The sequence below is a fragment of the Campylobacter novaezeelandiae genome, assembly GCF_018968685.1.
Classification (GTDB): domain Bacteria; phylum Campylobacterota; class Campylobacteria; order Campylobacterales; family Campylobacteraceae; genus Campylobacter_D; species Campylobacter_D novaezeelandiae.
In genome coordinates, this window is sequence record NZ_CP076657.1 from 934704 (window position 1) to 960117 (window position 25414).

A 25414-nucleotide genomic window follows, 5' to 3' on the forward strand; every position below is an offset into this window, starting at 1 on the left:
TATGAAAAATAAACTTCATTTTACCAAATTTTATTTTATATACTTATAAAAAATTTATTTTCAAAACAAGAAATTTTGGCTAAAATTATATAAAGCATAGCGAATGCTCGCTTCATTATCTCAAATGAAGAGGAAAGTCCGAGCTGCAAAAGACAAGAATTCCATCTAACGGATGGCTAGGGTGACCTAAGGGACAGTGCAACAGAAAACAAACTACCACAAAAAGTGGAAAAGGTGAAAAGGTGAGGTAAGAGCTTACCAGCGATTTTAGTAATAATTTCGGCTTTGTAAACCCAATTCGCAGCAAGAAGGGATGGTTTAAGTCTTTAATTGAACCCTTCGCTTGATTTTGTTTGTAAAAACAAAACTAGATAAATGAGCATTTAAAACAGAACTCGGCTTATAGCTATGCTTTAGTGTATTCTAAAGCTCTTTTAAATTTATGTATTTCCATAGCAACTGCATCTTTTTTATCGGAAATAAGTTTTATTGCTTCTTCAATCAAAGCTTTAGCTTCGCTTAGTTTTTCTTTTTCTATATCATTTGGAAAATTACTAATAAGTTCTTCTAAAATGTTAACATTTTCCTCAATTAAAGCAAGTTTAAATTTATCAAGCCAAGTTTTCATTGCTATGAACATCTCTCCAAGCTTCTAAAAGACCTTTTACAACATTAATCACTTCATCAACTCTTGCTTCATTATTTTCTAAATTTGCCAAAGATAGCAGTTGAATCTCTCTTGTGTAAAGACCGCTTAAATAATGAGCCACATCTCCACCCTTTTCATAGTCAAGATTGTCAATAAGTTCTATAAAAATTGCAGTAGCTCTTTTTACATAATAAACTCTTTGCTCTATATCTTCATTTTTAATAGCAAATTTAATTCTTGCACAAAAACGTAAAATCCCCTCATAAAGCATTTCAATAAGCTTTTGTGGGGATTCTATCCCCACTTGATTTTGAGAATAAGCATTATAAGCTAAATTATTTTGCATCTTTATTCCTTAACTGTTTTGATTATTCATAGCATTAATCATATTTGTTATGGTATTAAGCTGTGTATTTAATTTATTTAAAATACTTTCATATTGCAAAAATTGATTTTGCATTGTTTCATATTTTGAATCAATCAAGGCCTGAGTTGATTCTTTAGATTTTGTTAATGATTTTGTATCATTAGTTAAGCTTTCATCAAGTTTTGTTAAAGAACCATTGCTTCCTGTCATACCTTGAAGCTTGCTTTTAAGTTGAGCAAAAACCCCAAGTCCTTCGATAGGTTCTGAAATTACAGTAGTATTTTTTAAACCAAACTGCTTAAGAAATTCATCATCTCCTTTGATGGTTAAATCAGAGCCATTATCACTATTAAATTTTATAATAACACCTTTTTTTCCATCTTTTTCTACATTTTCAAGTCTAACATTTAATCCATCTATATTTAAGCTATTGATATGTTCAACCAAATTTTTCATTTGTTCTTCTTTGGTTTCGCCCTTAAGAACAAATTCTTTACCATCTCTAGTTTTTGATAAATCATAAGTTTGATCATTAAAAACTATAGTAAATTTACCTTTTTCAAATTTAATCTCTTTTTCTCCTTCTGCTAAAGTAGCAGTATCATTAGTCTCTACTAAATCACCTGTATAGCCAATATCTTTATATTGAGTAATACCAGCAAAAAAACTTTCGACAAAACTTGGATCTTCGTTCATCTTTTCTTCAAAAGTTGATTGAGAAAAACTTAAAGTTCCAGAATCACTTAAACTTAGTCCATAATCTTGTAAAGAAATCATTACCTTAGAAGGAATTTTATTGCCATTTGCATCTTCAATAAATCCATCAACAGATTGAGATCCAAAAAGAGTGGAAATAATAGTTGATCTTATACTATTTACTTCTGTAATACCTTGTAAGGTTCCTTTTGTTCCTGTTTCACTATTATAATCTGTAGCTGCTTGTAAATTCACTATTAAATCATTATAGCTATCTACAAGATCATTCATAGCTTTTACAACAGATTCATTGTCTTGTTGGATATCAAAATTAATCTCTCCAGTTGAATTTAAAGTCAAAGTTATACCAACTCCTAAATCTGTTACTGTATTGTTTTGACGGATCATTTTGATACCATCTAAAGTAAATTCAGCATTTTGAGCTTTTTGGATATGTAAAGGATTATCAGGATCATCTTCTATACCATAACCTTTAAAATCTTTTGAATCAATAGGAATATCACCAGCGCCACCCATAGGCTTATGAAGTTCCCAACCAAGATTTGAAAAAAGTTTTGAAGCATTCGCATCAGTTTTATAAGTTCCATCCTCTGCCTTAGATCCATCAAAGAAACTTATAGCATTATCTTCACCTGTTTCCTTGCTTGAAAGGGTTAGACGATAAGGGGCATCTTTTTCTCCAGTATTTACTATTTTAGCTTGTATATTTCCATCTGTTGCTTGATTGATTTTATCAGCTAAATCTTTATAGGTCGTATTTTTATCATAGCTAATAGTATATTCTTTTCCATTTTGAAAAAGAGTAAAAGAAGCTGTTCCTTCTAAATTTGCATCAATATAACCACCATCATTAGCAAGACCTTTACTTTGATAAACATCTTTTTGAGCAAGTTGAGTTACATTTACTTTCATGCTTTGCAAAGCCACACCGCTATCAGCTGTTAAACTGGCTGGTGGATTGGTTGTTACGCTTGCATTTACTTTTCTTTTTGCAAAAACAGTCGCATCACCCAAAGCTGAAACCGCTGTTTGAAAACTTAGAAGTTTTGTTTTAATTTCAGTTAAATCTTTTTGTTTAGTGTTATTTTCTTCAATTTTTTTTGTATATGGATTTATACGACTTGCTTCATCTGCTTTTTTTAATTTATCAATGACATCTTGTGTTAAAACTCCAGAACCAAAACCTAAACTAGATAGACTTCCAAATGCCATTTTAACTCTCCTTATTATAAATTAACCCTAATGCATCTCTAAAATATTCAGCCAATCTCATAGCTTCTTCACTAGGAATTTGACGGATTTCTCTTCCTGTATTTTTTTCAGTAACACTGATATACATAGAACCTATTTTATCATTAAAGGCAAATCTTATATTTGTATTTAACGAATCCATTTGTTCGTTTAATTTTTTTGTAATATCCGATAATTTCTCGCCTAAACCTTCTTGAATTTCTTTAGAATGTTTAGAATTTTCTTGAACCTTCTGAATATTTTCTTCATTGGTTTTATGATTATTTTGAATATTCATATTATTAGAAATATCCATTTTAGCCAGCTTAGTCACTTCCATTTTAAAATCCTTTTTAAAATTTTCGTTTTACTAGATATCGGATAAATATAAAAAAAATTAATAGTTTATATAAAAAATTATAAACTTATAAAAATTGTAAGCAAAAAGCATTCTCAAATTTAAAAAATTTCAAATTTTTTAAAAAGCTGTATATCATTTTTTAAAATTTTACGCAAAATTAAATCGTCAATAACCTCTTTAGAACAAATTGTCTCTTCTGGCCAAACTCTTTCATATCCGTCCATCTCATTTTTAGCACTTGCATCTATAGCAATTCTTTCTTCTATGATATAAAAATCTCTTTTAGCATCAATATTATTAACAACTCTCCATACTAACATATAGGGATTTTCTAATTGATTTTCTTTATCTAAAAAGATTAAAATACTAAAATGTTGTTTAAAATCCAAAAGTTTTTCAAAACTTTGTTTTATACTTTCTTTTTTGTCAAGTAAAATACATACTATAGGATTTTTACTCTCTTTATAAAATTGCTTTAAATCAATAATTTCAAGTTTAGTTTGAAATAAAGCTTTTAAATCTTTATCTTCTAGAAGTTCTAACTCTTGCGTTATTTTTGCTCCAGTAGCATCAAGTCCAGCCTTACCTCCAAAACAAACATTAGTAGATGAATGATCTAATTGATCACAAATTCCTTCGCTAATTAGCAAATCTTTGCAATTAAAACGATCTAAAATATAAGGGATTAAATTATCATAGTCATTTAAATCAGGAGCATCCTTATCTACAAAAATAGCATGTTTTACAAAACTCATTTGTCCCATACCCCAAAAAGCATGCATAATTTGTTTAGCATGGGCAGGATATTTTGTATCAATTTTTGCTAAAATAAGATTATGAAATACTCCATTTTCTGGCATTTTATAATCAATTAAATCAGGAATATTAGTTTGTAATAAAGGCAAAAATACCCTTTCTGTTCCAAGCCCCATAATCTTATCTTCTAAAGGAGGTTTTCCTACTATAGTAGCCTGATAGATAGCATCTTTTTTAGCATAAATTTTTTCAACTTTCATCACTGGAAAAAGTTCTTGTGGAGTGTAAAAACCCGTATGATCTCCAAAAGGACCTTCAAGTTTAAATTCATCTAAATCCACATAACCCTCTATAACAAAATCACTATCATAAGGAACATAAATACCATTTTCGCAAGGAGTTAGCAAAGCTCTAGTTTTTTTAATAAAACCATAAAGCAAAAGTTCAAAAATTCCTTTTGGCAAAGGCGCTTGAGCACACCAAATATACAAAGGATCCCCGCCAATAGCAATACTTACTGGCATCTTTTTAAAACCTGCTTTTTTATACTCATGATAAAAAAGCGCTCCGTCTTTGTGGACTTGCCAATGCATCAAAAGTTCATTTTTATCGCTTACTTGTAAACGATACATTCCAAGATTATTTTGAGTTTTATCTATATTTTGAGTATAGACTTGACCCATAGTAATAAATTTAGAAGCATCCTTTTGCCAAGTTTTTAAAATAGGAAGCTCCTCCAAAGAATTTAAAGTTTTAAAAGAAAATTTAGAATGTTTAGCGCTTAATCTTTTAGGTGGAACATTTTTTAAAGAAAGCAAAGTTTTAAAAAAATCTATTTTTGATTTTAAATTTGTGGGAATATGTAGCTTTAAAAGCTTTGAAATTTCATCTGCTACTTCCAAATAAGGACGTGTGAAGATTAAATTTAAAGCTTTTTCATTACAAAAAGTATTCATAAGAACTGGAAAATCATAGCTTTTATTTTCTTTTTTACTTATAGGATGGGTAAATAATAAAGCTTTGCCTTTTTCTTGTTTTTTTGCTTCTATATAAGCGATATATCCTATCTCAAGATCAATATCTACAGGCTCTTCTATAATTTTTAACAAATCATTTTGTTTTAGAATTTCAATAAAATTTTTCATTATATCATCGCCTCTGCTCTTTTTAATAAATCTTTTGCTCCCAAGCTTATAAATTTTAAGGCTAGTTTTTCGCCTGCGCTTTTAAAATCACTTTTATTGATTAAAAAATCTTCTTTTAGAAATTCACTTGCATCAGGAAGCCCTAAAATAGCTCTTATGTGAATTTTATCTTGAAACAATTGAGCATTAATACCAATAGGAACTTGACATCCACCTTCTAAAATTCTTATAAAATCTCTTTCTATAGTGGTTTCTATAACCGAATTTTCATCGTTTAAACATTCAAGCAAAGAGACAATCTCAGGCATATCAAGAGCTTCAATTCCTAAAGCCCCTTGTGATGCAGCGGGTATCATTTCATCTTTTGAAAAAACACTTACATAATTAACCAAAGAATCTAAATTTAATCTTTTTATTCCTGCTAAAGCTAAAACAATTGCATCAAATTCACCATTTTTTAGTTTATCTATACGAGAATTTACATTACCTCTTAAAGAAATAATATTTAAATCAGGTCTTAAAAGTAGAAGTTGCATTTTGCGTCTTAAACTTGTTGTTCCTATTTTGGCATTTTTAGGCAGATCTTTTAAAGTAGGATATTTTTGAGAAAGCATGGCATCATTGCTTTCTTCTCTTTTTGAAATTGCTATAAGCTTTAAACCTTCTGGAAAAAAACTTGGTACATCTTTTAGGCTATGAACCGCTAAATGAGCTTTTTTCTCAAGCATACTCTGCTCAAGCTCTTTTGTAAAAAGTCCTTTGCCTCCTATTTTTGCCAAAGGAGAATCAAGCAAAATGTCACCTTTTGTTTTAAAACCCTCTAATACAACTTTAATATTATGTTCTTTTTCTAAAAATGATTTCACCCACTCACTTTGCCATAGAGCCAATTGACTTTTTCTTGTTGCAATAATTAATTCTTTCATTTTTTATCCTCTATTATTTCAACATCAATAATATCATCATTATACGAATTCTGCTTTGTTTTAGCGGTCTTAAACGAACTAGTGTTAAAGCTTATCTTTAATAAAATGCCAAAAATAAATATTAAAATTCCCAAAATACTACTTAAAATCCCTGGAAAAATGAGCAAAAAACCAGAAATTACAAAAGAAAATTGTATAAACATATTTTTAAAGCCATCGATATGAAATTCAAGTAAATTTCTCCAAAAAATACCTAAAATTACAATACCACATACCATACTCATCAAAACAAAGGCTAGAAAATTTCCAAGTCCAAAAACAATAATAAATAAAATTGTAAAAAATATTTCAAGTAAAATCAAAGGAGTTAAACTTAATTTAAATTTCATAATACCGTCTTTTTTATAAATTCTAGAACTCTATTAGTATCAATTACTTCTTTTTTTAAATCTTTTCTTTGTATAAATTCAAGTTTATTTTCCTCAAAATTTTTCCCTATAACTAGAGCATAAGGAAAACCCATAAGTTCAAAATCATTTATTTTAACTCCAAAACGTTCATTTCTATCATCTAATAATACTTTAATACCCTCTTTCTTTAAATTCTCATAAAGATTATTAGCATATGCGACTATTTTCTCATCTTTCATATTTGAAATAATAATATTTAAATCAAAAGGGCTTAGAATTTTATTCCAAATACAACCTTTATCATCATAACTTGCTTCTATAGCTACTGCAACCAAACGACTTACCCCTATACCATAACATCCCATGTAAAAAGCTTGAGCTTTACCATTTTCATCTAAAAAATTAGCATTCATGGCTTTAGAGTATTTTTGTCCTAGCTTAAAAATATGTCCTACTTCAATCCCTTTGCTCTTTTTTAATTTTGCTCCACACTCTATACAACAATCCCCTTCTTTTACTGCCACAAGATCTTTAAAACGGTTTTTATTTAAATTTACAACATCAATGCCAACTAAATGATAGTCTTTTTCATTGGCGCCTATAATCATTTGCTTTTCATTTTCAAGTTCTTGATCTATATAAAATTCAATATCCTTAAGCCCAACAAAACCTATAAATCCTGGACAAAGTCCAATCTTAATAAGTTCTTCTTCATTAGCATCTTGAAGCTCTAAAGCATTAGCAGCATTTAAAGCTTTTACCTCCTGAAGCTCGTCACATCCTCGTATAAAAAACACAATAAATTTACTCTCATTTTCATAAATAGCTTTTTTTACAATTGCTTTAATCGTATAAAATTTATTTATTTTAAAAAAATCAGCTAATTCTTCAATACTTCTAACATTTGGCGTATGAAATCTACTCGCATAATTAGCTTCTGGTCTTTCATCTTTACACTCTTTTTTTGCTCTTTTGGCTACTTCAATGTTTGCAGCATAAGTACAATTTTGACAAGTTAAAATATCATCTTCGCCATTATCCGTCAAAACCATAAATTCCTTTGATCCGCTCCCACCAATAGCTCCACTATCTGCATTAACAACGCGAAAATCAAAACCAAGTCTTGTAAAAATTTGACTATAAGTTTTATACATTAAATCAAATTCTCGTTGCAAATCCTCTTCATTGCTATGAAAGCTATAGCCATCTTTCATTAAAAATTCACGACACCTTAAAAGCCCAAATCTAGGTCTTGCCTCATCTCTAAATTTTAATCCTATTTGATAAAGATGCAAAGGAAGTTGCTTATAGCTTGTAATTTTATTTTTAACTAAAGAAAGTATGGCTTCTTCATGTGTTGGTCCTAAAACAAACTCATTTTCTTTTCTATCTTTAAATCTTAATAATTCCTTACCAAAAACACTATATCTACCACTTTCTTTCCATAAATCTGATGGTGTAATAAAACTAAGATTTAATTCTTGCGCTCCTGCTTTATCCATCTCTTCTTTAACTATTGTTTTAATTTTTTCTAAAACCATTTTTCCTAAAGGCAAAAAATTATAAAGTCCACTTCCAATTTGCTCAATAAAACCTGCACGTGTTAAAAAAATATGGCTAGGTAAAACCGCATCTTTTGGATTCTCTTTTGTTGTAGGAGCATAAAGTTTACTGAATTTCATCCTCTTCCTTTGCATTAAATTCGCATTTATATTGATTTAAATTTAAATCTTCTAAATCATTTTTTATATCAAAAACATAGCGCATAGCATTAACTATAGTATCGCTTTGAATTTTACCTTGCATTTTCTTTAAATTTATAGTTGGAGTATGTAAAAAAGCTTTAAAAACTTGATGAATAAGCTTTTGAGCTTCTTTAAAATCTGATTTTTTAAGATAACCTTTATTAAGTGCTATCTCAAGTTGCTTAGTAGCGCACTCTTTTGCTTCCAATCGTATAGCTTTGATAACTGGCATAATAGCTAGATCATTTAAATACTTAAAAAATTCATCTGTCATTGTATTGACAATTTTATAGGCAATTTGGGCTTCGTGTTCTCTTAAAATTAAATTCTTTTTAACAACCTCTTCTAAATCATCTACAGAAAAAACTTTAATTTTATCATTTTCTTCTAGCTCAATATCTCTTGGAACAGCAATATCAAAAAAATAGCGCTTAAAATCTACCTCTTTAAGCAATTCCTTTGTAATAATTGCATTACTTGCATTTGTAGCAGAAAAAAATAAATCATAATCATTAATGTAAGAGGATAATTGACTTAGATGATCAAAGTGACTTGATTCTCCTAAATTTTCACATAATTTTTTTGCTTTTTTTAAATCTCTATTTAAAATAATAACTTTAGCCCCGGCAGAAATTAAATACCTAGAAGCTAACTCGCTCATCTCCCCTGCACCAATTACTATTGCTTTTTTTTGTGTTAAATCAAAAAATTCTTTAGCTTTTGCAACACAAACTGATGCTACTGAAATAGGATTTTTAGAAATTTGAGTTTGATTTCTTACTTTTGCAGCACATTTAAAAGAAAAATGCATGATTCTAGAAAGATGCATAGAACAAAATTTATTTTCAAGTGCAAAAATAAATGCATCTTTAAGCTGTTTTACAATCTGTGTCTCTCCAACGACCAAACTATCCAAAGAACTAGCAACCGCAAAAAGATGATGAACCGCATCACTATCTTCATAAATATCCGCTTTTTCAAAGAGAATTTGAGAATCTACATTGCAAAATAAAGATAAAGAAGAAATAATAAATTTATCAATCTGGCTTTTATTTTTAACAAAAGTTAAAATTTCAATACGATTACAAGTGCTAATGACTAAACCTTCTTTTATATTTTCATTAGCACAAATAATATCAAGAAATTCTTTTTTATTAGCATTGTTACTGAAACTTAATTTCTCTCTTATAGAAATATCAGTATTTTTATGTGTAAAGCTGATACAAAAATAATGCATCAAAATTCCCTACTTATCATATTATCAATAATTTCATTTAAGGAAGCATTATTATAAGACTCAATAGCTATTAATGCATTATTTCCATATGTTTTAGCTTTATTAAATACTTCTTCTAAAATTTGTTTTTCAATCATTTGTTCTTTAATCCATAAAATTTCATTTTTATCTAGTTCTTTTTTAAAAAAACTAACCAATATATTTTTATCAGCATTATCTAATTTTTTATAAAGATAAATATAAGGTAATGTTGTCTTGCCTTCTTTAAAATCACTCATTATAGGTTTTCCAAGTATACTCTCATTACTCTTAATGTCTAAAATATCATCAACAATTTGGAATGCTAAACCCAAATTTTTACCATAATTAGCAAAATTACCCTCAGATAAACCTGCCAATATAGCACCGCATTTTGCACTTGCTTCAATCAAAACAGCCGTTTTATGATAGATCATTTTTAAATATTTATCTTCATCGATATTAAACTCTTGACTTAAATTAATATCCATTAATTCGCCAAGAGATAATTTAACCACAGCATCAGAAATTATTTGTGCAAAATTAGCATCCATTTTAGAGAGCTCAAAAAAAGCTTTGGAATATAAAATATCTCCCAGCATTAAAGCATTTTTAGCCCCAAATTTATCATTGATAGATCGTGCTCCTCTTCTTAATTTTGCATCATCAATAATATCATCATGCAAAAGACTTGCCAAATGTATAAGCTCTATAATTGCACAAAGCTTAAAAGATATATCACTTTTACCTGCTATATTTAAAAGCAATTTTGATCGAAGTTTTTTACCTATATTTATACTATCTAACATCTTTAAAACGGGAGTATAATCTAGATCTTTTAAATAATTTTGAATAAGAGTGTCAATTTCTTGCAATTTTCTTCCTTATTTTCATTTTTGATTTGTCAAAGGTTTGACCTGAGATTCATTAAAATTAATCATTGGAACAATTTGATTATTTTGTGGAGGATTTTTTAAAGGGAATTTTCTTGGATCTAAAAATTTGACTGCTAAGCGCAAATCTTTATCCTCTATATATACTATAAAAGTAGCTTCTCCTTTATTATAAGAATTAAACTCTAAAATCAAACGTGCTCTATCAATATGAGGGTTAGTATAATCAGGAATTAAAGTTTGGGTGACCCAATTAAGGTTTCTGCGTAAAGACATAGTAAATTGCCTTGGAAATTTTCTAAATTTAGAATGAACTATAATATTTGTATTATCAAACAAGGTCCAATAAAAATCAAAATTTTGCACCTTATCATCATATCCAAGCTCTTGAATTTCTACACTTGCTCTTTCATCTTTTTTTAAAGTAAATTTATAAGTATACTGAAAAACTGGCAAAGATGCTTTTAGATCCTGTATGCCAAAAACCAACAAAAAACTTATTAAAAAATATATAAATATATTTTTCAAAATTTAACCTTCATATCCTAAAATTTCAGCACCCAAACCAATAAAAATATCATTTTGTCTTTCTTTTATAAGCTCATCATTTTCAAGTATAAATTTTTTCACATCTTTATCATTAATCTTTTGTTGCTCTAAAAGCTCTATCATGGCTATATATTCTGCAAAAAAATTATCAAAAGTTTTTTCTAGTGCTCCTAAATTTCCATTTTTAATAATTTCTATAAATTTTTCTTTAGGTGTTTTATTTAACATTTCATCAAAAATATCCATTATTTTCCTTAATTAATGACAAACTGATTATAAAATTTTAATAGTTAAAAGTAGCTAAATTAAAATAATAAATAAAAAATATTAAATAATTTTTAATTATTTTTATAATATTTATATAATAAGCTAAACATAAAGTTTAGCTTAAAAATTAATTTTCAACTCTACTAGCATATTCAACACCCAAATCAAAAGCTTTTGCATTAGCTTCTTTTGTTTTAATTGGCACCATATCAAGCATAATTTCTTTTAAAATATTTAAATCAATACACTTACTCATATAAGCAGCAATAGCTAATGCAATCACAGATTGGGTTGCTACATTACCCACTTCATCTTTGGCAATACTAATAATAGGAATTTTAAAAATTTTCCATTTTTTATAATCTTGCTCATCAGGATATACTAAATTTGGCTCAATCACTATAATGCCGTTGTCTCTAACACCATCCTTAAAACCCTTGTATCCTTTGTTTGCAGTAGAAAGCATAAAATCAATTTCACCTTCTATAGCATAAGGAAAGAGAATTTCATTCTCATTTATAATTACATCAACTTTTGTTGGACCTCCACGTACTTGAGAAGTATAAGTTGAAGCTTTAAAAGCATGAAGTCCTTTTTTAATTGCAGCATTAGCTAAAATTTCACCTGCAGTAATTACACCTTGACCTCCCTCACCCCCAAATCTCAACTGAAATTTCATTGTAATACTCCTAAATTTACCATTCTTCCTTCTTGAGCCGCCTTACGCACTTCTTCATAAGCTTCACAATATTCTATACAATCTTTATTTTGATGCAAAATACCGGTTGGAAATTTACCTTTTTTTTCTTGAGAATTCATTTGTTCAAATTTGGTTTTCTCAACACAACGATCTTTGATCCAATTAAGCATAGAAACCGCTTCTCCCATCTTATTTTTACGCCCAAGATTAATATGACAATTTGAAAAAATATCAACAAAACTATAGCCTTTATGCTCTAAAGCTTTATAAATAATATTATCAAGTTTATTTATTTCTATTACATTTGATCTTGCCACAAATGTAGCACCAGCAGCTTTTGTAAGTTCACAAGCATCAAAATTAGGATCTATATTGCCAAATTGAGCTGTAACAGTATAAAAACCTAATGGAGTAGTTGGAGAGGTCTGAGAATTTGTTAGTCCATAGATAAAATTATTAATTAATATATGAGTGATGTCAATATTTCTTCTACATCCATGTATAGTATGGTTTCCACCAATAGCCAAAGTATCTCCATCTCCACTTACAACAATCACATGTTTTTTGGGATTTGCCAATTTAATACCGGTTGCATAAGCAATAGCTCTACCATGAGTTGTATGCACTGTATTACAATTTACATAAGAACTAGTTCTACCACTACATCCTATACCAGAAACCAAACAAACATCATCCATACTCCAACCAATTTTTTCTATAGCACGGATAATGCTTTTTAAAATAACACCATCACCGCAGCCCCAGCACCACTGAGTTGGAAGCTTATCCACTCTTAAATATTCATCATAATTAAAAGCCATTTATAAATTCTCCTTTACCTTAACTATAATTTCATCCGGTGTAATAGGACGCCCATTAGCTTTATGAAGCGAAATCAAATCACTTCTTTTGCTTACTCTTTGCATCTCTTCTAAGTACTGACCCATATTGAGCTCACAAACCATAATTTTTTCAAATTTTTTGACAATTCTTTCAATTTCATTTTCGGCCACAGGATATAAAGTAATAGGTCTAAAAAGTCCTGCTTTTACTCCTTCTTTTCTCAATCTTAAAATAGCTTCTTTTACAGAACGAGAAACACTTCCATAAGCAATAATTAAAAATTCTGCATCCTCAAGATAATATTCCTCATAAGAACATATTTCATTGGTGCGATTTTTAATTTTTCCAATAAGTCTTTGTATATTTTTTTTAACAATCTCTCCATCTTCTGTTGGAAAGCCTATATCTCCATGATGGAGTCCAGTAATATGATAACGATAACCTGTAAAAAATGAATTTAAAACAGCACTTTCATTCTCACCCACAGCATAAGGTTTATAATCTTTTTTATCCCCTTCAAATTTAGCGCGATTAATAATTTCTAAATCTTTCAATTCCGGAAGCATTGCTTTTCCATTCATATGACCAATAGTTTCATCCATGAGTAAAAAAACTGGAGTCATAAATTTTTCAGCCAAATTAAAAGCCCTTATTGTCTCCGTATAAGATTCTTCTAAAGACGCAGGAGCAATAGCAATACTCGCATAATCTCCATGGGTTGGAGACTTTGCTTGAAACAAATCTCCTTGTGCTACCCTTGTTGGAAGTCCAGTAGAAGGACCACCTCTCATTACATTTACAATTACTAAAGGAATTTCTGCAATAAAAGCATAACCAATTTGCTCTGATTTCAAAGAAATACCAGGACCACTACTTGCTGTCATTGATTTTACTCCACTCATTGAAGCACCTATAGCTACACTTATACCCGAAATTTCATCCTCCATTTGAATGAAAGTGCCATTATTTTTTGGCAACAAATAACTTAATTCATGAGCTATTTCTGAACTTGGAGTAATAGGATAGCCTCCAAAAAATTTACATCCACAATCAATTGCAGCCTTTGCAATCAATGAATTTCCAGTTGCTATAATTTCTCTCATTTTGTTCTTCCTATGCTAAAGTTTTTTATAATCATTATCTTTTATTAGTTTTGCTCTATCTTTTGCCTGTGGCGTCAACTTGGCAAATTGAAATTCGCTTTTTTTGGCTACCATAATTGCAAAATCTGGACAGTGTGCTTCACACTCGCTACAACCTATACAAGATTCAGGGTGTACTACTTCTATCATTTGGCCTAAAACGGCATGAACATCATCACGCATCGCTAAAACTCCAGCCGGACAATAACTTACACATATATTACAAGCTTTACATCTTTGCTCATCAACCCAAACTGGAGTATTTTTTGGTGCCATCAAGCTCATTTATTCTCCTTGATAAATAAAATCTAAATAATTATTTTAATTTGAATTTATTTTTAATTTTATTAAATACAATAATTTTCATAAAAAAATACCGAACTTTGTTTCAAATAGTGAATTTTTAAAATCATTTAAACAAATTTGTTGGCAATTCAATAATATTTTTTATAAGATTAAAAGGTGATTTAACAACATCTCCTAAAATTTGAGTATGAAAACTAGGATTATCCAAAGAACCATCCACTTTAATGTTTGTACTTATTTCTTGATTTTTACCTAAAATAACATAATTTAAAATTGGAACTTTAGAAATAACGCTAGAGGCTGATTTTAAAGTTTTGAGCTCTAAATTTAAATCTATATTTTTTAAACGCAAGTTTACACTTCCAATTCCAAAAATATCAACACTTTCTCCATTTAAACTAATAGCCTTAATTCTAAATAAATCTTTTCTACGATCAAAAACAATTTCTCCATCAATAACACTAAGACCTTTTTCATTAAAGGTTGGTGTTTTAAATAAAAGCAAACTAGGAACCGTATCAATAAAACTTATAAGTTGATTCGTCCCTTTTAAATCTTTGATAAAAGTATTTTTAATCTTAAATCGTCCTTCAAAATCTTCAAAATTTCTACCGGTAATATTTAAATCAAAAACTCCTTGCAACACAGCTTGCTTTTGAAGGAAAGTATTTAAAAACTCATCATTGATATTGTTAATATTTAAATTAATATAATTTGGAGAAAAATTAAAATTTAAATTTGTATTATTTTTATTAGCTCTAATATTTAGAGTATTTTCATTTAAGATTGCCTCTAAGCGATCAAATGATAAAATATTATTAGTGTCTTTAAGAATAATACTAAAATTAGCTCCACCAAAATAGATATTTTGAACATTAGATTCTAAATTAAAAAATCTTTCTTTATCTTCTTTATAAATATAAGTCAAATTTTTAAGATGAATTTCTTTATTTTTATCATTTAATATAGCGCTAATTAAATCACTTTCTGAATTAATCAAAACTGTATCTTGCTTTTTTTCTATAAAAAAACTATCCTTTTCATAAGGAATATTACCATTTAAAAAATTGCTTTGAAATGATGCATTGTTAATCTGTATTTTGAAATTATCAAAATCAATTCCTTCATAAGTAATATTTTGAGCACTTTTAAAACCTAATTGTTTAAGCAAAGGAGAATATGAATTTAATATAGAAGGATTATTTAGATTAATTTTTAAATTATCAAGAATCTCTAAATCAAGTTGCCATTTAGGGATAAAAACTTTACAATTTTGAGAAAAATCAAGATCTATAATAACATTTTCATTTTTGATACTAATAATATTGTTTGCTATTTCAAATTGTCCTATTTTTGTATTAAATTGTCCTATTTTTGTGTTTAAATCAATACTAGCATTAAAATCAGCTTTTAAAAATTTATTTGCAATATCAGCTTCTTCTATATTTAATAAATTATTATTTATTTTAATTAAAGCTTTACTAACATTTGTATCTAAAAAACTTAAAACAGAATTTTCTACAACAAATTCTCCATTAAAAAGACTCTGATCCTTATAAAAGCCAAGATCTAAAATAAAATCACTTTTTACCTTTCCTTCTTTTTGAAAAAATGGTATTTTAACGTCATAAAAATCAAGCGCTTTCCATAGTTTTTGATCCAATTTTAAATTATTGGATATAATATGTAAATAAATTCCTGCTTTATTTTCATCCATCAAATCATAAATATAAATTTTACTTGCACTCAAATCTGCTTGTTTGTAACTAGCTTTTTTGAAATCAAAATTAAGTCTTTGTTTATTTAAATTTAAATTAAGTTTTGGAATTTCAATTGGATCCATTTTGTTATCCAAGCTAATTTTAACCCTATCAACATAACCAGAAGCTTCGATGTTATCTAAATAATATTTATTTTTATTAAAATCTATAAAACCTTTAATATAGTCTAAATAATAAAACTCTCCTTTAATTCTATGTCCAACCCATAAAACAAGATCCTCTGGAAGTTCAATTTTATTTTTAATTTTATTAAAAATGTCTAAAGTATTTTTAAAGCTAACTTCTTTAAAATTATATGCAAGTTGACCATTTTTATAAGAAAGATTGATGTTAAAATTAATTAGATTAGAACTTGCCTTAGCATCAAAAAAATAAAACTCACTCTTAGTATTAATATCCAAATTCCCAACTATGCTTAAATTATAATCTCTAATAAACATTTTTTCTATATTTGCTTTTATATTATTCACTTCTTTTTGCAGGGTTGTTTTTAGAAAAAATAAATTATTATCTATAAAAAACTCATTATTTTTAAATAAAATTTTCAAATGATAATCTTTAAAAGCTAAATTACGAATATCCATTTCTTGTATAAAAATATAAAAATATTTTAAATTTTCAGCAAGATTTAAAAGCTTAACTGAGGAAAATTGGCTAGTTTGCTTTTTAGAATCAATATTTGATTTTTGATAAATACTAATATTTTTTGCTTTTACAATTAATTTTTTATCTAATTTAATATATAATTGCTCTAATTTTAAAAAATCAAACTGGACACTTGATATGGAAATTCCGTTTTTTAAAACCAAAAATAATAATATTATAAATACAGAAATCGCTAATAAAAAATACAATATTTTCTTTTTCATGCGTTACTTCTTTCTATTTATTATCTTTGGAATTTTTTACTACTTGCTTTTTCCGCTTAAAAGTAATTCTGTAGTTTATATCCCTAAAGGCTCAGTAGGACAAATTATATCATATTTAAATCAAAATAATTATCAAATGAGTACAATAGATAAATATATTCTATATTTTTTAGGGCATCCTCAATCTGGTTGGATTAATATAGGAAATGAAAAATTAAACCGCGCTGAGTTTTTATATAAACTTACCGTATCTAAAGCTGCACTTGAAACAATCACTTTAATACCTGGTGAGACAACTATCATATTTTTAGATCAAGTCGCCAAACAATTAGATCTTAACAAAACTATACTCTTAAAAGAATTTGAAAAGCAAGCTCCTTATAAAGAAGGGGTTTTAATGCCAGAAACTTATAAAATTCCCAAAGGAATCACAGAATCTTTATTTATCAATTTTATATTAAAATATTCAGAAAATAATTTTCAAAAAATATCAAAAAAAATTTTTGGTGAGTATAATGCAAAAAAATGGCACCAATACATTATAATAGCTTCAATTATTCAAAAAGAAGCCGCAAGTGAAGATGAAATGCCGATTGTTTCAAGTGTTATTTATAATCGCCTTAAAAAAGGAATGAAACTTCAAATGGATGGAACCCTTAATTATGGAATTTATTCTCATGAAAAAATAACTCCTCAAAGAATAAAACAAGATAATACTTCTTATAATACTTATAAATTTAGTGGCATTCCACAAGATGCTATTTGCAATGTTTCATTAAATGCTATTAAGGCTGCTATTTTTCCAATAAAAAGTGATTATTTATATTTTGTAAGAGATAAAAACACAAAAAAACATATTTTTACTACCAATATTAAAGATCACAATAATGCTATCAATAGGCAAAAATAATGGAACATTTTTTGCTTATGATATTTAAACATCAAAATAAAAAGGAATAAAATGATCTCACCATTTAAATCAAAAGAACTTGTAGTAAGTGCTTTAGCTGGTAGAAATTTAAGAAATCAACTCATTAATTCTAATTTAGCAAATGTTGATACTCCTTTTTATAAAGCAAGAGATATTGAATTTGAAACAGCATTGGTAAATCGTGCCAATGAAATTTTTAAAAAAAATAATAATAAAGAATTACAATTAGCACTAACAGAGCAAGGACATCAAAAACCTTGGAAATTTCCAGATCCAAGCAAATCAACAATTTATTTAAGAGATGGACATTTGGCAAGAAATGACGCAAATACAGTAGATCTTGATGTAGAAACTACAGAAATGAGCAAAAATACAGTTATGATAACAGCCCTTGATGGGGTTTTAAGAAGACAAAGTAATATTTTTAGCTCTATTATCGATGCAAGTTCTAAATTAAGTTAAAGGAAAATTATGGCATACTTAAGTGATTTTGATATAAGTGGATATGGTTTAAGTGCTCAACGCTTTAGAATGAATGTAATTAGCTCAAATATAGCTAATGCAAATACAACCAGAACCGCAGAAGGTGGGCCTTATAGAAGAAGAGAGGTTATTTTTAAAGCAACGGATTTTGACAAATTATTAAATGAGCAAATTAACAAAGATAATAATTTTTTAAAATATGAGAATCCTTTAAATGATCCGACTTCTCCAAAAGATGCTAAACCTGCTATTATGAGCGTTGTAGTTGATAAAGTTGTAAGAGATGACAAGGATTTTCGCATGAAATACGATCCATCACACCCAGATGCTAATGCAGAAGGATATGTGGCTTATCCTAATGTTAATCCAGTTATTGAAATGGCCGATTTAATTGAAGCTACTAGAGCTTATCAAGCAAACGTAAGTGCTTTTACAAGTGCTAAAACCATAGCACAAAGTGCTATTGATTTACTTAAAGGTTAAGAATGAATAATATTAATGATTTAAGACTTAATACAATTACAAATAACAATTTATCTAATAATAAAAATTCAAGTAATATTGGAGATGAATTTTCACAACTTCTTAAAAATGAAATTAAAAGTCTTAATAAAACTCAAGAAGAAGCTGAAGCAGCTATGACAGATATAGCAACTGGGGAAGTTAAAGATCTGCATCAAGCTGCAATTGCTATAACTAAAGCTGAAAGTAGTATGAAATTTATGCTTGAAGTTAGAAATAAAGCTATTAATGCATATAAAGAAATCACAAGAACACAAATTTAAGCTTTGATACAAGAAAATAAAAAAAATAGAATATCAAAAGTTGCTTTTGCTTTTTGCATGGCTCTTTTATTTATGATTATTTTTCTTGTTTCTACCTTTTTTTTAACTTCGAAACGCCATATACCAAACACAGAAAAAGATCAATACTCTCACGCATTAAGAGGAAATATTATTACAAAAGATAATTTCACCATCGCATCATCACGTCAAGTTTATCGTGCTGAAATTGATCTTAGAAGCATTGATAAGGATAAATTTGATTTGTTTTTAAAGCTTTTCCAAATTTATAGCGGAGCTAGCAATGAACAAATGCTTGATATTAAAAAAAGAATTCAAAATAGAAAGAAAAAAAGTTATAATTTTGTCCTTTTACAAAATCTTGATTCAAAAAGAGCAAGTTATCTAAAAGAACTTGCCAAAAAATTATACATACAAGGATTTTTTAAAGCATTTACTAATAATAATCGTGTTGAAACTAGAGGTTTAAGCATTATCGAGCATAGAGAAGATAGAATTTATATGTCAGCAGATACCTTAACCCCTGCTATTGGCTATACTAAAACTTTTCTAGATAAAGATAATAATATTTTAAAAAATATAGGAGTTAAGGGTTTAGAAAAATACTATGATGAATGCCTAAGTCCTTTACAAGATGAAAAAATCCAAGGTCTTAAAGATATAGGAGGAAATATTATCCTAAACTCCAACTCCTTACAGCAAAAAAAAATTAATGGTTGTGATCTTTATTTAAATATTTCATTAAAACTTCAAAAAAATATAGAAAAAGCGATTGATCAAAGAAATGAAGAGTTAAAAGCAAATGAAATTATTGTTGGGGTAATGGAAAGTAAAACAGGAAAAATCCTAGCTCTTGCTAGTTCAAGAAGATACAATCCTAAAAATCGTAGTAAAGATTTATCTGTTTTAAATGCTAGTGCTATAGAATACGGTTATGAAGCCGGTTCTGTTATCAAACCCTTTATTTTTGTAACAGCTTTAAGACTTAACAAAATCAAACTTGATGAAATTATTAATACTTATGGAGGAAAATATAAACTAGGACGTTTTATTATTAGCGATGATCATAAAAAAGATAAAATGAGTACAGAAGAAATCATTAGATATTCTTCAAACATAGGAATGATTCAAATAGCTAAAAGATTAAATAATATAGAAATTATTTCTGGACTTAGAGTTTTTAAATTTGGAGAAAAAAGTGGCATAGATTTACCTTACGAACAAAAAGGAGAACTTCCAAATCCTAAAAAATTAAGAGATATAGAAAAATCTGTTTTAAGCTATGGATATGGCTTGAAAACTACATTTATGCAACTCCTTGGAGCTTATAATGTTTTTAATAATGATGGAATATATATTACTCCAAAACTTGCAGATAAATTTTATCAAAATGGACGCTTTAATAGTCTAGATGATGAAATTAAAAAAGAAAAAATTCTTTCAAATGAAGCAGCGACAACTATGCAAAATATTTTAATTGATGTTATAGAAAAAGGAACAGGAAGAAAAGCTATAACACCTGGAATAATCATAGGAGGAAAAACAGGAACTGCAAGAATTGCTGAAAGACAAGGTTATACGTCTAACCGTTATAATGCATCATTTTTTGGTTTTGCTAACGATGAAAATCATCATTATACTATAGGAGTTTTGGTAAGAAATCCTACTAAAACTTATTATGCCGCACAAAGTGCTTTACCTATGTTTAAAGATGTTATTGATATTTTAATTAATGAAGATTTCTTAAAACCGATACAAAGTGCTCAGTAATTTTTCTTATCATTTCTTTTTCATTTTAATATAAATATGCAAAATATCTAAAGCTGCAGGAGTAATACCGCTAATCTTGCTTGCTGCAAAAAGAGTTTGGGGTTTAAATTTTTCTAATTTTTCCACTACCTCATTACTCAAACCACTAATATTTCTAAAATTAAAATCATTTGGAATTTTTAATTCATTTAAATTTCTCATTTTATTAATTTGCGCTTTTTGCATTTTAATATAATGATAATACTTAGCTTCGCTTAAAATTTCTTGCAAAGAGTACTCATCCATATCTTCAAAAATCATATTTATTTTTTTAAGTTTTTCTATATTAAAACTTGAACGTGCAACAATTTTTTGCCAATTTAATACCGAAGTAATAGGTTCTTCATTTATACTTGCTAAAAATTCATTATTTTCATTATTTGGAGTAAGCTCTTTTTCAAGTAAAAAATTTAAACCCCTATTTAAATTAGTATTAATATTTTCAATAAAATCAAAGTCATGTTGGCTTAAAAGTCCAAATTTAAAACCATATTTTCCAAGTCTTAATATAGCATTTTCTTCTCTTAGCAAAAGTCTAAATTCAGCTCTTGAAGTAAACATTCTATAAGGCTCTTTCGTTCCTTTTGTTACCAAGTCATCAATTAAAACACCTATATAAGCCTCATCTCTATCTAAAACAAAAGGCTCTCTTTCATCAATGGCTAAAACAGCATTTACTCCGGCCATAAAACCTTGTGCTGCAGCTTCTTCATAACCTGTTGTACCATTAATTTGACCAGCACAATATAGATTTTTAATCTTTTTTGTTTCCAAAGTATGATAAAGTTCTGTTGGATCAATATAATCATATTCTATAGCATAACCAAAACGTGTTATTTTAGCATTTTCAAAACCTTTTATGCTTCTTAACATCGCAATTTGCACTTCATAAGGTAAAGAAGTAGAAAAACCGTTAATATAATATTCATTTGCAGCTTTTGTCTGCGGTTCTATAAATAAATGATGACTTTCTTTATCACTAAAACGGTTGATTTTGTCTTCTATAGAAGGACAATATCTTGGCCCTATTCCCTCGATTTGTCCAGTAAAAAGTGGAGCACGATAAAAATTATTTTTTATAATTTCATGTGTATTTAAATTTGTTCTTGCAATATAACAAGGAAGTTGAATAGGATTAAAATTTTTTGTTCTGAAACTAAAGGCTTTAGGAATCTGATCTCCATATTGAATTTCCAAAAGATTAAAATCAATACTTTTAGCATCAACTCTTGGACAAGTTCCAGTTTTTAATCTTCCAATGTTTAAATTATTTTTTTTTAAAGAATTTGCAAGCATTATTGAAGAATACTCTCCTACCCTTCCTGCTTCAATTTTTTTTTCTCCTATATGAATAAGTCCATTTAAAAAAGTTCCTGTTGTTAGTATAACTTTTTTAGAAAAATATTGATTATTTAAATTAGTCTTAACGCCAACTACTCGGTCATTTTCAATCATTAAATCTATAACTTGCTCTTGAGAAATATCTAAGTTATCCAAACTTAAAAGCTTATTTCTTGCACAAATTCTATAAGCGTCCATATCAATTTGTGCTCTAGAACCCCTAACAGCTACACCTTTACTTTCATTGAGTATACGAAATTGTATTCCTGTTTGATCAGTAATCTCTCCCATTAAACCGCCCATGGCATCAAGTTCTTTTACCAAATGCCCTTTGGCAAGTCCTCCTATAGCAGGATTACAACTTGCTGCTCCAATTTGTTCGATAAGAGTAGTTAAAAGTAGAGTTTTTTTACCCATTCTAGAAGCCGCTGCACTTGCTTCAATCCCAGCGTGTCCACCGCCTATAACAATAATATCAAACATAGCTAACCTCTAAAAATTAATTGGGTAAATAAAAATCTTAAGTAAATTTCACTCAAGATTCTTGAAGATGAAACATAAGTTCATTATAAGTTTTATTTTGACTTTTACAAAATTCATTCAAAGTTTTTAAACTTGCGTTTATACCCTCTGTATCTTCAATTTTTAATAGTTTATCATAAAAATTTTCAATTATATCAACAGCCTTTTTATTAGGTTGACGACGAACGGAATAATATCCTATAATTTTATTTGCACTAGAATCAAACGATGGAGTAACATTTGCAAAAACCCAATAATAATCTCCGTTTTTTGATTTATTTTTTACAAATGCAAAGATTTCTTTTTTTTCTTTCATATACTCCCATAAAAGTTTAAAAACTGCTTTTGGCATGGAAGAATGTCTAACTATATTATGAGGTTTATATAAAATTTCATTCATTGAAAAACCGGCATACTTTAAAAAGTCAGCATTTGCATAAACTATTCTTCCTTGCAAATCTGTTTTTGAGGTTATTAAACAATATTTTGTTAAAAAAATTTCTTTCGACATTATTTTTCCTCTTTAAGCTATACTTTCAATTTTTCTAATATTTCTAAACTTCTTTGCTCTAAATTTTTAACATCATTAACAATTACATTGTATGTTGCTTGATCAATATACTCAAGATTTGATTCTTTTATTGCTTTTTGAGCATTCTCTTTTATATATTCTTTTCCTTGATTTAGTTCACTTTCCTTAATACACTCGCTAATGACATCTTTAGCCCTATCATCATTGCAAAGATTTGAAATTGGATCAATACTTTCAAGATTAAATTCTTGAGTTCCATTAAGATTTAAATAAATATTTGATTTATATAAAATATGATCAATCTTAACAGCTGAAAGTATGAGTCTTTTTGCAAATTCTGCAAAATCTTTTCCTAAAGATAAACTATTTTCTTCAAGACCTTTAAATGCCTGAGAAAATTTACTAATTCTTTCTTCTGACTCACTTACAATACCAAATACTTGTTCGCTACCTGATTGGATATTTGTAAAATCCTGCTGCATTGTTTGTATAGCAATTGAAATTTCACTTGTAGATCTTTGAGTTCTCTCAGCTAATTTTCTAACCTCATCAGCAACAACAGCAAAACCACGCCCATGTTCTCCAGCCCTTGCAGCCTCTATTGCTGCGTTTAGTGCTAATAAATTAGTTTGATCTGCGATATCTCTAATAACTTCTACAACAGAAGTGATATTTTGAGAATTAGCTACGAAAGTTTGAACAGTCTCTTTGCTTGAATTTACTACTTCCATTAAAGAACTCATAGCATTTTGCAATGAATTTACTTCAGAGCCATTTTGTGTTGCAGTTTGTGTAATAAAATCAACCATATCATAAACATTTTTCATGATATTTATATCTTGATTTAAAGAAGAAGAAATTTCAGACATGTCTTTATTTTGATTAGTTAAACTTAAATCCATTAAAGTTTTTGACAAGGCATTTTTATATGCTGATTTAGAAGTAGTTTCTATACTTGATAAAACTTTATTAATAAATTCTATATTATAAGCAAAAGTACCTTTTAAACCTTCAGGAAGAGCTTTTCTATAAAATTCTCCTTTTTGTGAACAAGCAATAGCAGTATTAATTTCTCTTAGATAAGCTTCTAAATTATCTATAGTATTATTAATATTATCAGCAATATTACCTAGTTTTTTACTTTTTGTATTTATATAAACGATTCTACCATCAAAATTGCCATCTTTAAGTTCTGAAGAAAGCTGAAATAGCTTATCAATCATAGCTTGTTCATCTTTGTAGCACAACAACATGTAAACGAGTAATCCTAAAGCTAAAATTAAAATAGGAATAGCTACAAAACTACTGCTTATAAACGTCCCTAAAATCCCTAATACAATTAACAAAATAGAAAATAAAAATAAATTCACCATTTTAATCTATATTCCCTCCCACATACTAAATTAAATCAATAAATTTATTTTAGATACTTTTGATATATAGCTTTAAGTATTTAAACTTAAATCGGTTTATAGTTTTTTGAAAAGGTTAATTATATTAAAAACAAGATTAATTTTATCTTAATTATTTAAGATTTTCTTGCAGATCAAAAACAAGTTGATTATAAGTAACATTATAGGATGAAACGATTTCTATTAAAGCTTCCAATCCAGCCTTAATACCACCTTGTTTTTCTTTTTCTAAAATGGTGTTATAAACACTTTCAATAATAGGTAAAGCCTTACGGTTTGGGGCTCTTCTAACTGAATAATAATTAATTATTTTTCCATTAGAATCAAACGATGGAGTAACATTTGCAAAAACCCAGTAATAATCTCCATTTTTTGACTTATTTTTTACAAATGCAAAGATTTCTTCTCCTTTTTGTATGGTATCCCATAAACATTTAAAAACGGTTTTGGGCATATCTTGATGTCTTACAATATTATGAGGTTTTCCTAAAAACTCTCTAACTTCATAACCAGCATATTTGGAAAAATCATCATTTGCATAAATAATATTTCCTTTAAGATCTGTCTTAGAAGTAATTAAAGCATCTTTTGTTAGAAAAATCTCTTTCATACATCTACCTATATATTTTTTGTTAATTATATCGTATTTAAGTAAAACAAAAATTAAATA

26 protein-coding genes and 1 other RNA gene are annotated in these 25414 nt (G+C 28.0%); 6 read left to right on the forward strand and 21 right to left on the reverse strand.

Going from position 1 to position 25414, the window contains the following annotated elements:
* Positions 1–91: 91 nt before the first annotated feature.
* Positions 92–419: RNase P RNA component class A (gene rnpB / locus CNZW441b_RS04815), an RNA gene on the forward strand.
* Here the strand turns inward: rnpB and CNZW441b_RS04820 are convergent.
* The 17 genes from CNZW441b_RS04820 to CNZW441b_RS04900 all read right to left on the reverse strand — a co-directional run bounded on the left by CNZW441b_RS04820 (position 407) and on the right by CNZW441b_RS04900 (position 16911).
* On the reverse strand, positions 407–628 hold the full coding sequence (locus CNZW441b_RS04820; protein WP_131165790.1) for a hypothetical protein: 222 nt from the start codon (positions 626–628) through the stop codon (positions 407–409). The two genes, rnpB and CNZW441b_RS04820, sit on opposite strands and share 13 nt — an antisense overlap.
* Entirely contained in the window at positions 612–995 is a 384-nt protein-coding gene (fliS, locus tag CNZW441b_RS04825) for a flagellar export chaperone FliS (RefSeq protein ID WP_131165791.1), read from the reverse strand. Before fliS ends, CNZW441b_RS04820 begins: the two co-directional genes overlap by 17 nt.
* A 9-nt stretch (positions 996–1004) precedes the next feature.
* Positions 1005–2945, reverse strand: coding sequence for a flagellar filament capping protein FliD (fliD, locus tag CNZW441b_RS04830; protein ID WP_216681266.1), 1941 nt, complete (start codon positions 2943–2945; stop codon positions 1005–1007).
* A gap of 1 nt (position 2946) precedes the next feature.
* Positions 2947–3303 (reverse strand): FlaG family protein, encoded by a 357-nt coding sequence (locus CNZW441b_RS04835; RefSeq protein WP_131162863.1) that lies wholly within the window; start codon positions 3301–3303, stop codon positions 2947–2949.
* A 119-nt stretch (positions 3304–3422) separates the two neighbouring features.
* Positions 3423–5225, reverse strand: coding sequence for a menaquinone biosynthesis decarboxylase (locus CNZW441b_RS04840; protein ID WP_131186609.1), 1803 nt, complete (start codon positions 5223–5225; stop codon positions 3423–3425).
* Positions 5225–6151 (reverse strand): hydroxymethylbilane synthase, encoded by a 927-nt coding sequence (hemC, locus tag CNZW441b_RS04845; protein ID WP_131186610.1) that lies wholly within the window; start codon positions 6149–6151, stop codon positions 5225–5227. Before hemC ends, CNZW441b_RS04840 begins: the two co-directional genes overlap by 1 nt.
* A complete protein-coding gene (locus tag CNZW441b_RS04850; protein ID WP_131186611.1) occupies positions 6148–6540 on the reverse strand; it encodes an FxsA family protein in 393 nt (130 codons plus the stop codon). The genes hemC and CNZW441b_RS04850 overlap by 4 nt, the downstream gene beginning before the upstream one ends.
* A complete protein-coding gene (locus tag CNZW441b_RS04855; protein ID WP_131186612.1) occupies positions 6537–8243 on the reverse strand; it encodes a proline--tRNA ligase in 1707 nt (568 codons plus the stop codon). Before CNZW441b_RS04855 ends, CNZW441b_RS04850 begins: the two co-directional genes overlap by 4 nt.
* A complete protein-coding gene (gene hemA / locus CNZW441b_RS04860) occupies positions 8230–9543 on the reverse strand; it encodes a glutamyl-tRNA reductase (RefSeq protein ID WP_131186613.1) in 1314 nt (437 codons plus the stop codon). Before hemA ends, CNZW441b_RS04855 begins: the two co-directional genes overlap by 14 nt.
* Positions 9543–10436: a polyprenyl synthetase family protein gene (locus CNZW441b_RS04865; RefSeq protein WP_131165796.1), complete on the reverse strand. Its 894-nt coding sequence runs from the start codon at positions 10434–10436 to the stop codon at positions 9543–9545. The genes hemA and CNZW441b_RS04865 overlap by 1 nt, the downstream gene beginning before the upstream one ends.
* A gap of 15 nt (positions 10437–10451) precedes the next feature.
* Positions 10452–10967 carry an exporting protein gene (locus tag CNZW441b_RS04870; protein ID WP_424944979.1) on the reverse strand — a complete coding sequence of 172 codons (516 nt, stop codon included), beginning with the start codon at positions 10965–10967 and terminating at the stop codon, positions 10452–10454.
* A gap of 18 nt (positions 10968–10985) precedes the next feature.
* Positions 10986–11249 (reverse strand): DUF2018 family protein, encoded by a 264-nt coding sequence (locus CNZW441b_RS04875; protein WP_131165797.1) that lies wholly within the window; start codon positions 11247–11249, stop codon positions 10986–10988.
* Positions 11250–11397: 148 nt separating this feature from the next.
* Entirely contained in the window at positions 11398–11949 is a 552-nt protein-coding gene (locus CNZW441b_RS04880) for a 2-oxoacid:acceptor oxidoreductase family protein (protein WP_131165798.1), read from the reverse strand.
* A complete protein-coding gene (locus CNZW441b_RS04885) occupies positions 11946–12791 on the reverse strand; it encodes a 2-oxoglutarate ferredoxin oxidoreductase subunit beta (protein WP_131162872.1) in 846 nt (281 codons plus the stop codon). The genes CNZW441b_RS04880 and CNZW441b_RS04885 overlap by 4 nt, the downstream gene beginning before the upstream one ends.
* On the reverse strand, positions 12792–13916 hold the full coding sequence (locus tag CNZW441b_RS04890) for a 2-oxoglutarate synthase subunit alpha (RefSeq protein WP_131165799.1): 1125 nt from the start codon (positions 13914–13916) through the stop codon (positions 12792–12794).
* Positions 13917–13931: 15 nt separating this feature from the next.
* Positions 13932–14240 (reverse strand): 4Fe-4S binding protein, encoded by a 309-nt coding sequence (locus tag CNZW441b_RS04895; RefSeq protein WP_131165800.1) that lies wholly within the window; start codon positions 14238–14240, stop codon positions 13932–13934.
* Between the two features lie 124 nt (positions 14241–14364).
* Positions 14365–16911: a YhdP family protein gene (locus CNZW441b_RS04900; protein WP_216681267.1), complete on the reverse strand. Its 2547-nt coding sequence runs from the start codon at positions 16909–16911 to the stop codon at positions 14365–14367.
* On the opposite strand from CNZW441b_RS04900, the gene mltG reads away from it, so the two are divergent.
* From mltG to CNZW441b_RS04925, 5 genes are read left to right on the forward strand one after another with little or no spacing between them, the layout of a single operon-like run.
* Entirely contained in the window at positions 16826–17821 is a 996-nt protein-coding gene (gene mltG, locus CNZW441b_RS04905; RefSeq protein ID WP_131165802.1) for an endolytic transglycosylase MltG, read from the forward strand. The genes CNZW441b_RS04900 and mltG overlap by 86 nt on opposite strands.
* A 51-nt stretch (positions 17822–17872) precedes the next feature.
* On the forward strand, positions 17873–18304 hold the full coding sequence (gene flgB, locus CNZW441b_RS04910) for a flagellar basal body rod protein FlgB (protein ID WP_131162877.1): 432 nt from the start codon (positions 17873–17875) through the stop codon (positions 18302–18304).
* 9 nt (positions 18305–18313) lie between these two features.
* A complete protein-coding gene (gene flgC, locus CNZW441b_RS04915) occupies positions 18314–18808 on the forward strand; it encodes a flagellar basal body rod protein FlgC (protein ID WP_131162878.1) in 495 nt (164 codons plus the stop codon).
* A 2-nt stretch (positions 18809–18810) separates the two neighbouring features.
* A complete protein-coding gene (gene fliE, locus CNZW441b_RS04920; protein ID WP_131162879.1) occupies positions 18811–19110 on the forward strand; it encodes a flagellar hook-basal body complex protein FliE in 300 nt (99 codons plus the stop codon).
* Positions 19111–19116: 6 nt separating this feature from the next.
* Positions 19117–20898 carry a peptidoglycan D,D-transpeptidase FtsI family protein gene (locus CNZW441b_RS04925; protein WP_216681600.1) on the forward strand — a complete coding sequence of 594 codons (1782 nt, stop codon included), beginning with the start codon at positions 19117–19119 and terminating at the stop codon, positions 20896–20898.
* Between the two features lie 9 nt (positions 20899–20907).
* On the opposite strand, the gene mnmG is transcribed toward CNZW441b_RS04925, so the two are convergent.
* The 4 genes from mnmG to cetC form a co-directional block, all read right to left on the reverse strand.
* Positions 20908–22761 carry a tRNA uridine-5-carboxymethylaminomethyl(34) synthesis enzyme MnmG gene (gene mnmG, locus CNZW441b_RS04930; RefSeq protein WP_131162880.1) on the reverse strand — a complete coding sequence of 618 codons (1854 nt, stop codon included), beginning with the start codon at positions 22759–22761 and terminating at the stop codon, positions 20908–20910.
* 52 nt (positions 22762–22813) lie between these two features.
* Complete coding sequence (locus CNZW441b_RS04935; protein WP_131162881.1) at positions 22814–23311, reverse strand: PAS domain-containing protein; 498 nt, start codon at positions 23309–23311, stop codon at positions 22814–22816.
* Between the two features lie 17 nt (positions 23312–23328).
* The gene (cetA, locus tag CNZW441b_RS04940) at positions 23329–24585 is read right to left on the reverse strand and encodes a bipartate energy taxis response protein CetA (protein WP_424944980.1); all 1257 of its coding nucleotides are present in this window, start codon (positions 24583–24585) and stop codon (positions 23329–23331) included.
* Positions 24586–24856: 271 nt separating this feature from the next.
* Positions 24857–25354 carry an energy taxis response protein CetC gene (gene cetC, locus CNZW441b_RS04945; RefSeq protein ID WP_131162883.1) on the reverse strand — a complete coding sequence of 166 codons (498 nt, stop codon included), beginning with the start codon at positions 25352–25354 and terminating at the stop codon, positions 24857–24859.
* Between the last annotated feature and the right edge of the window lie 60 nt (positions 25355–25414).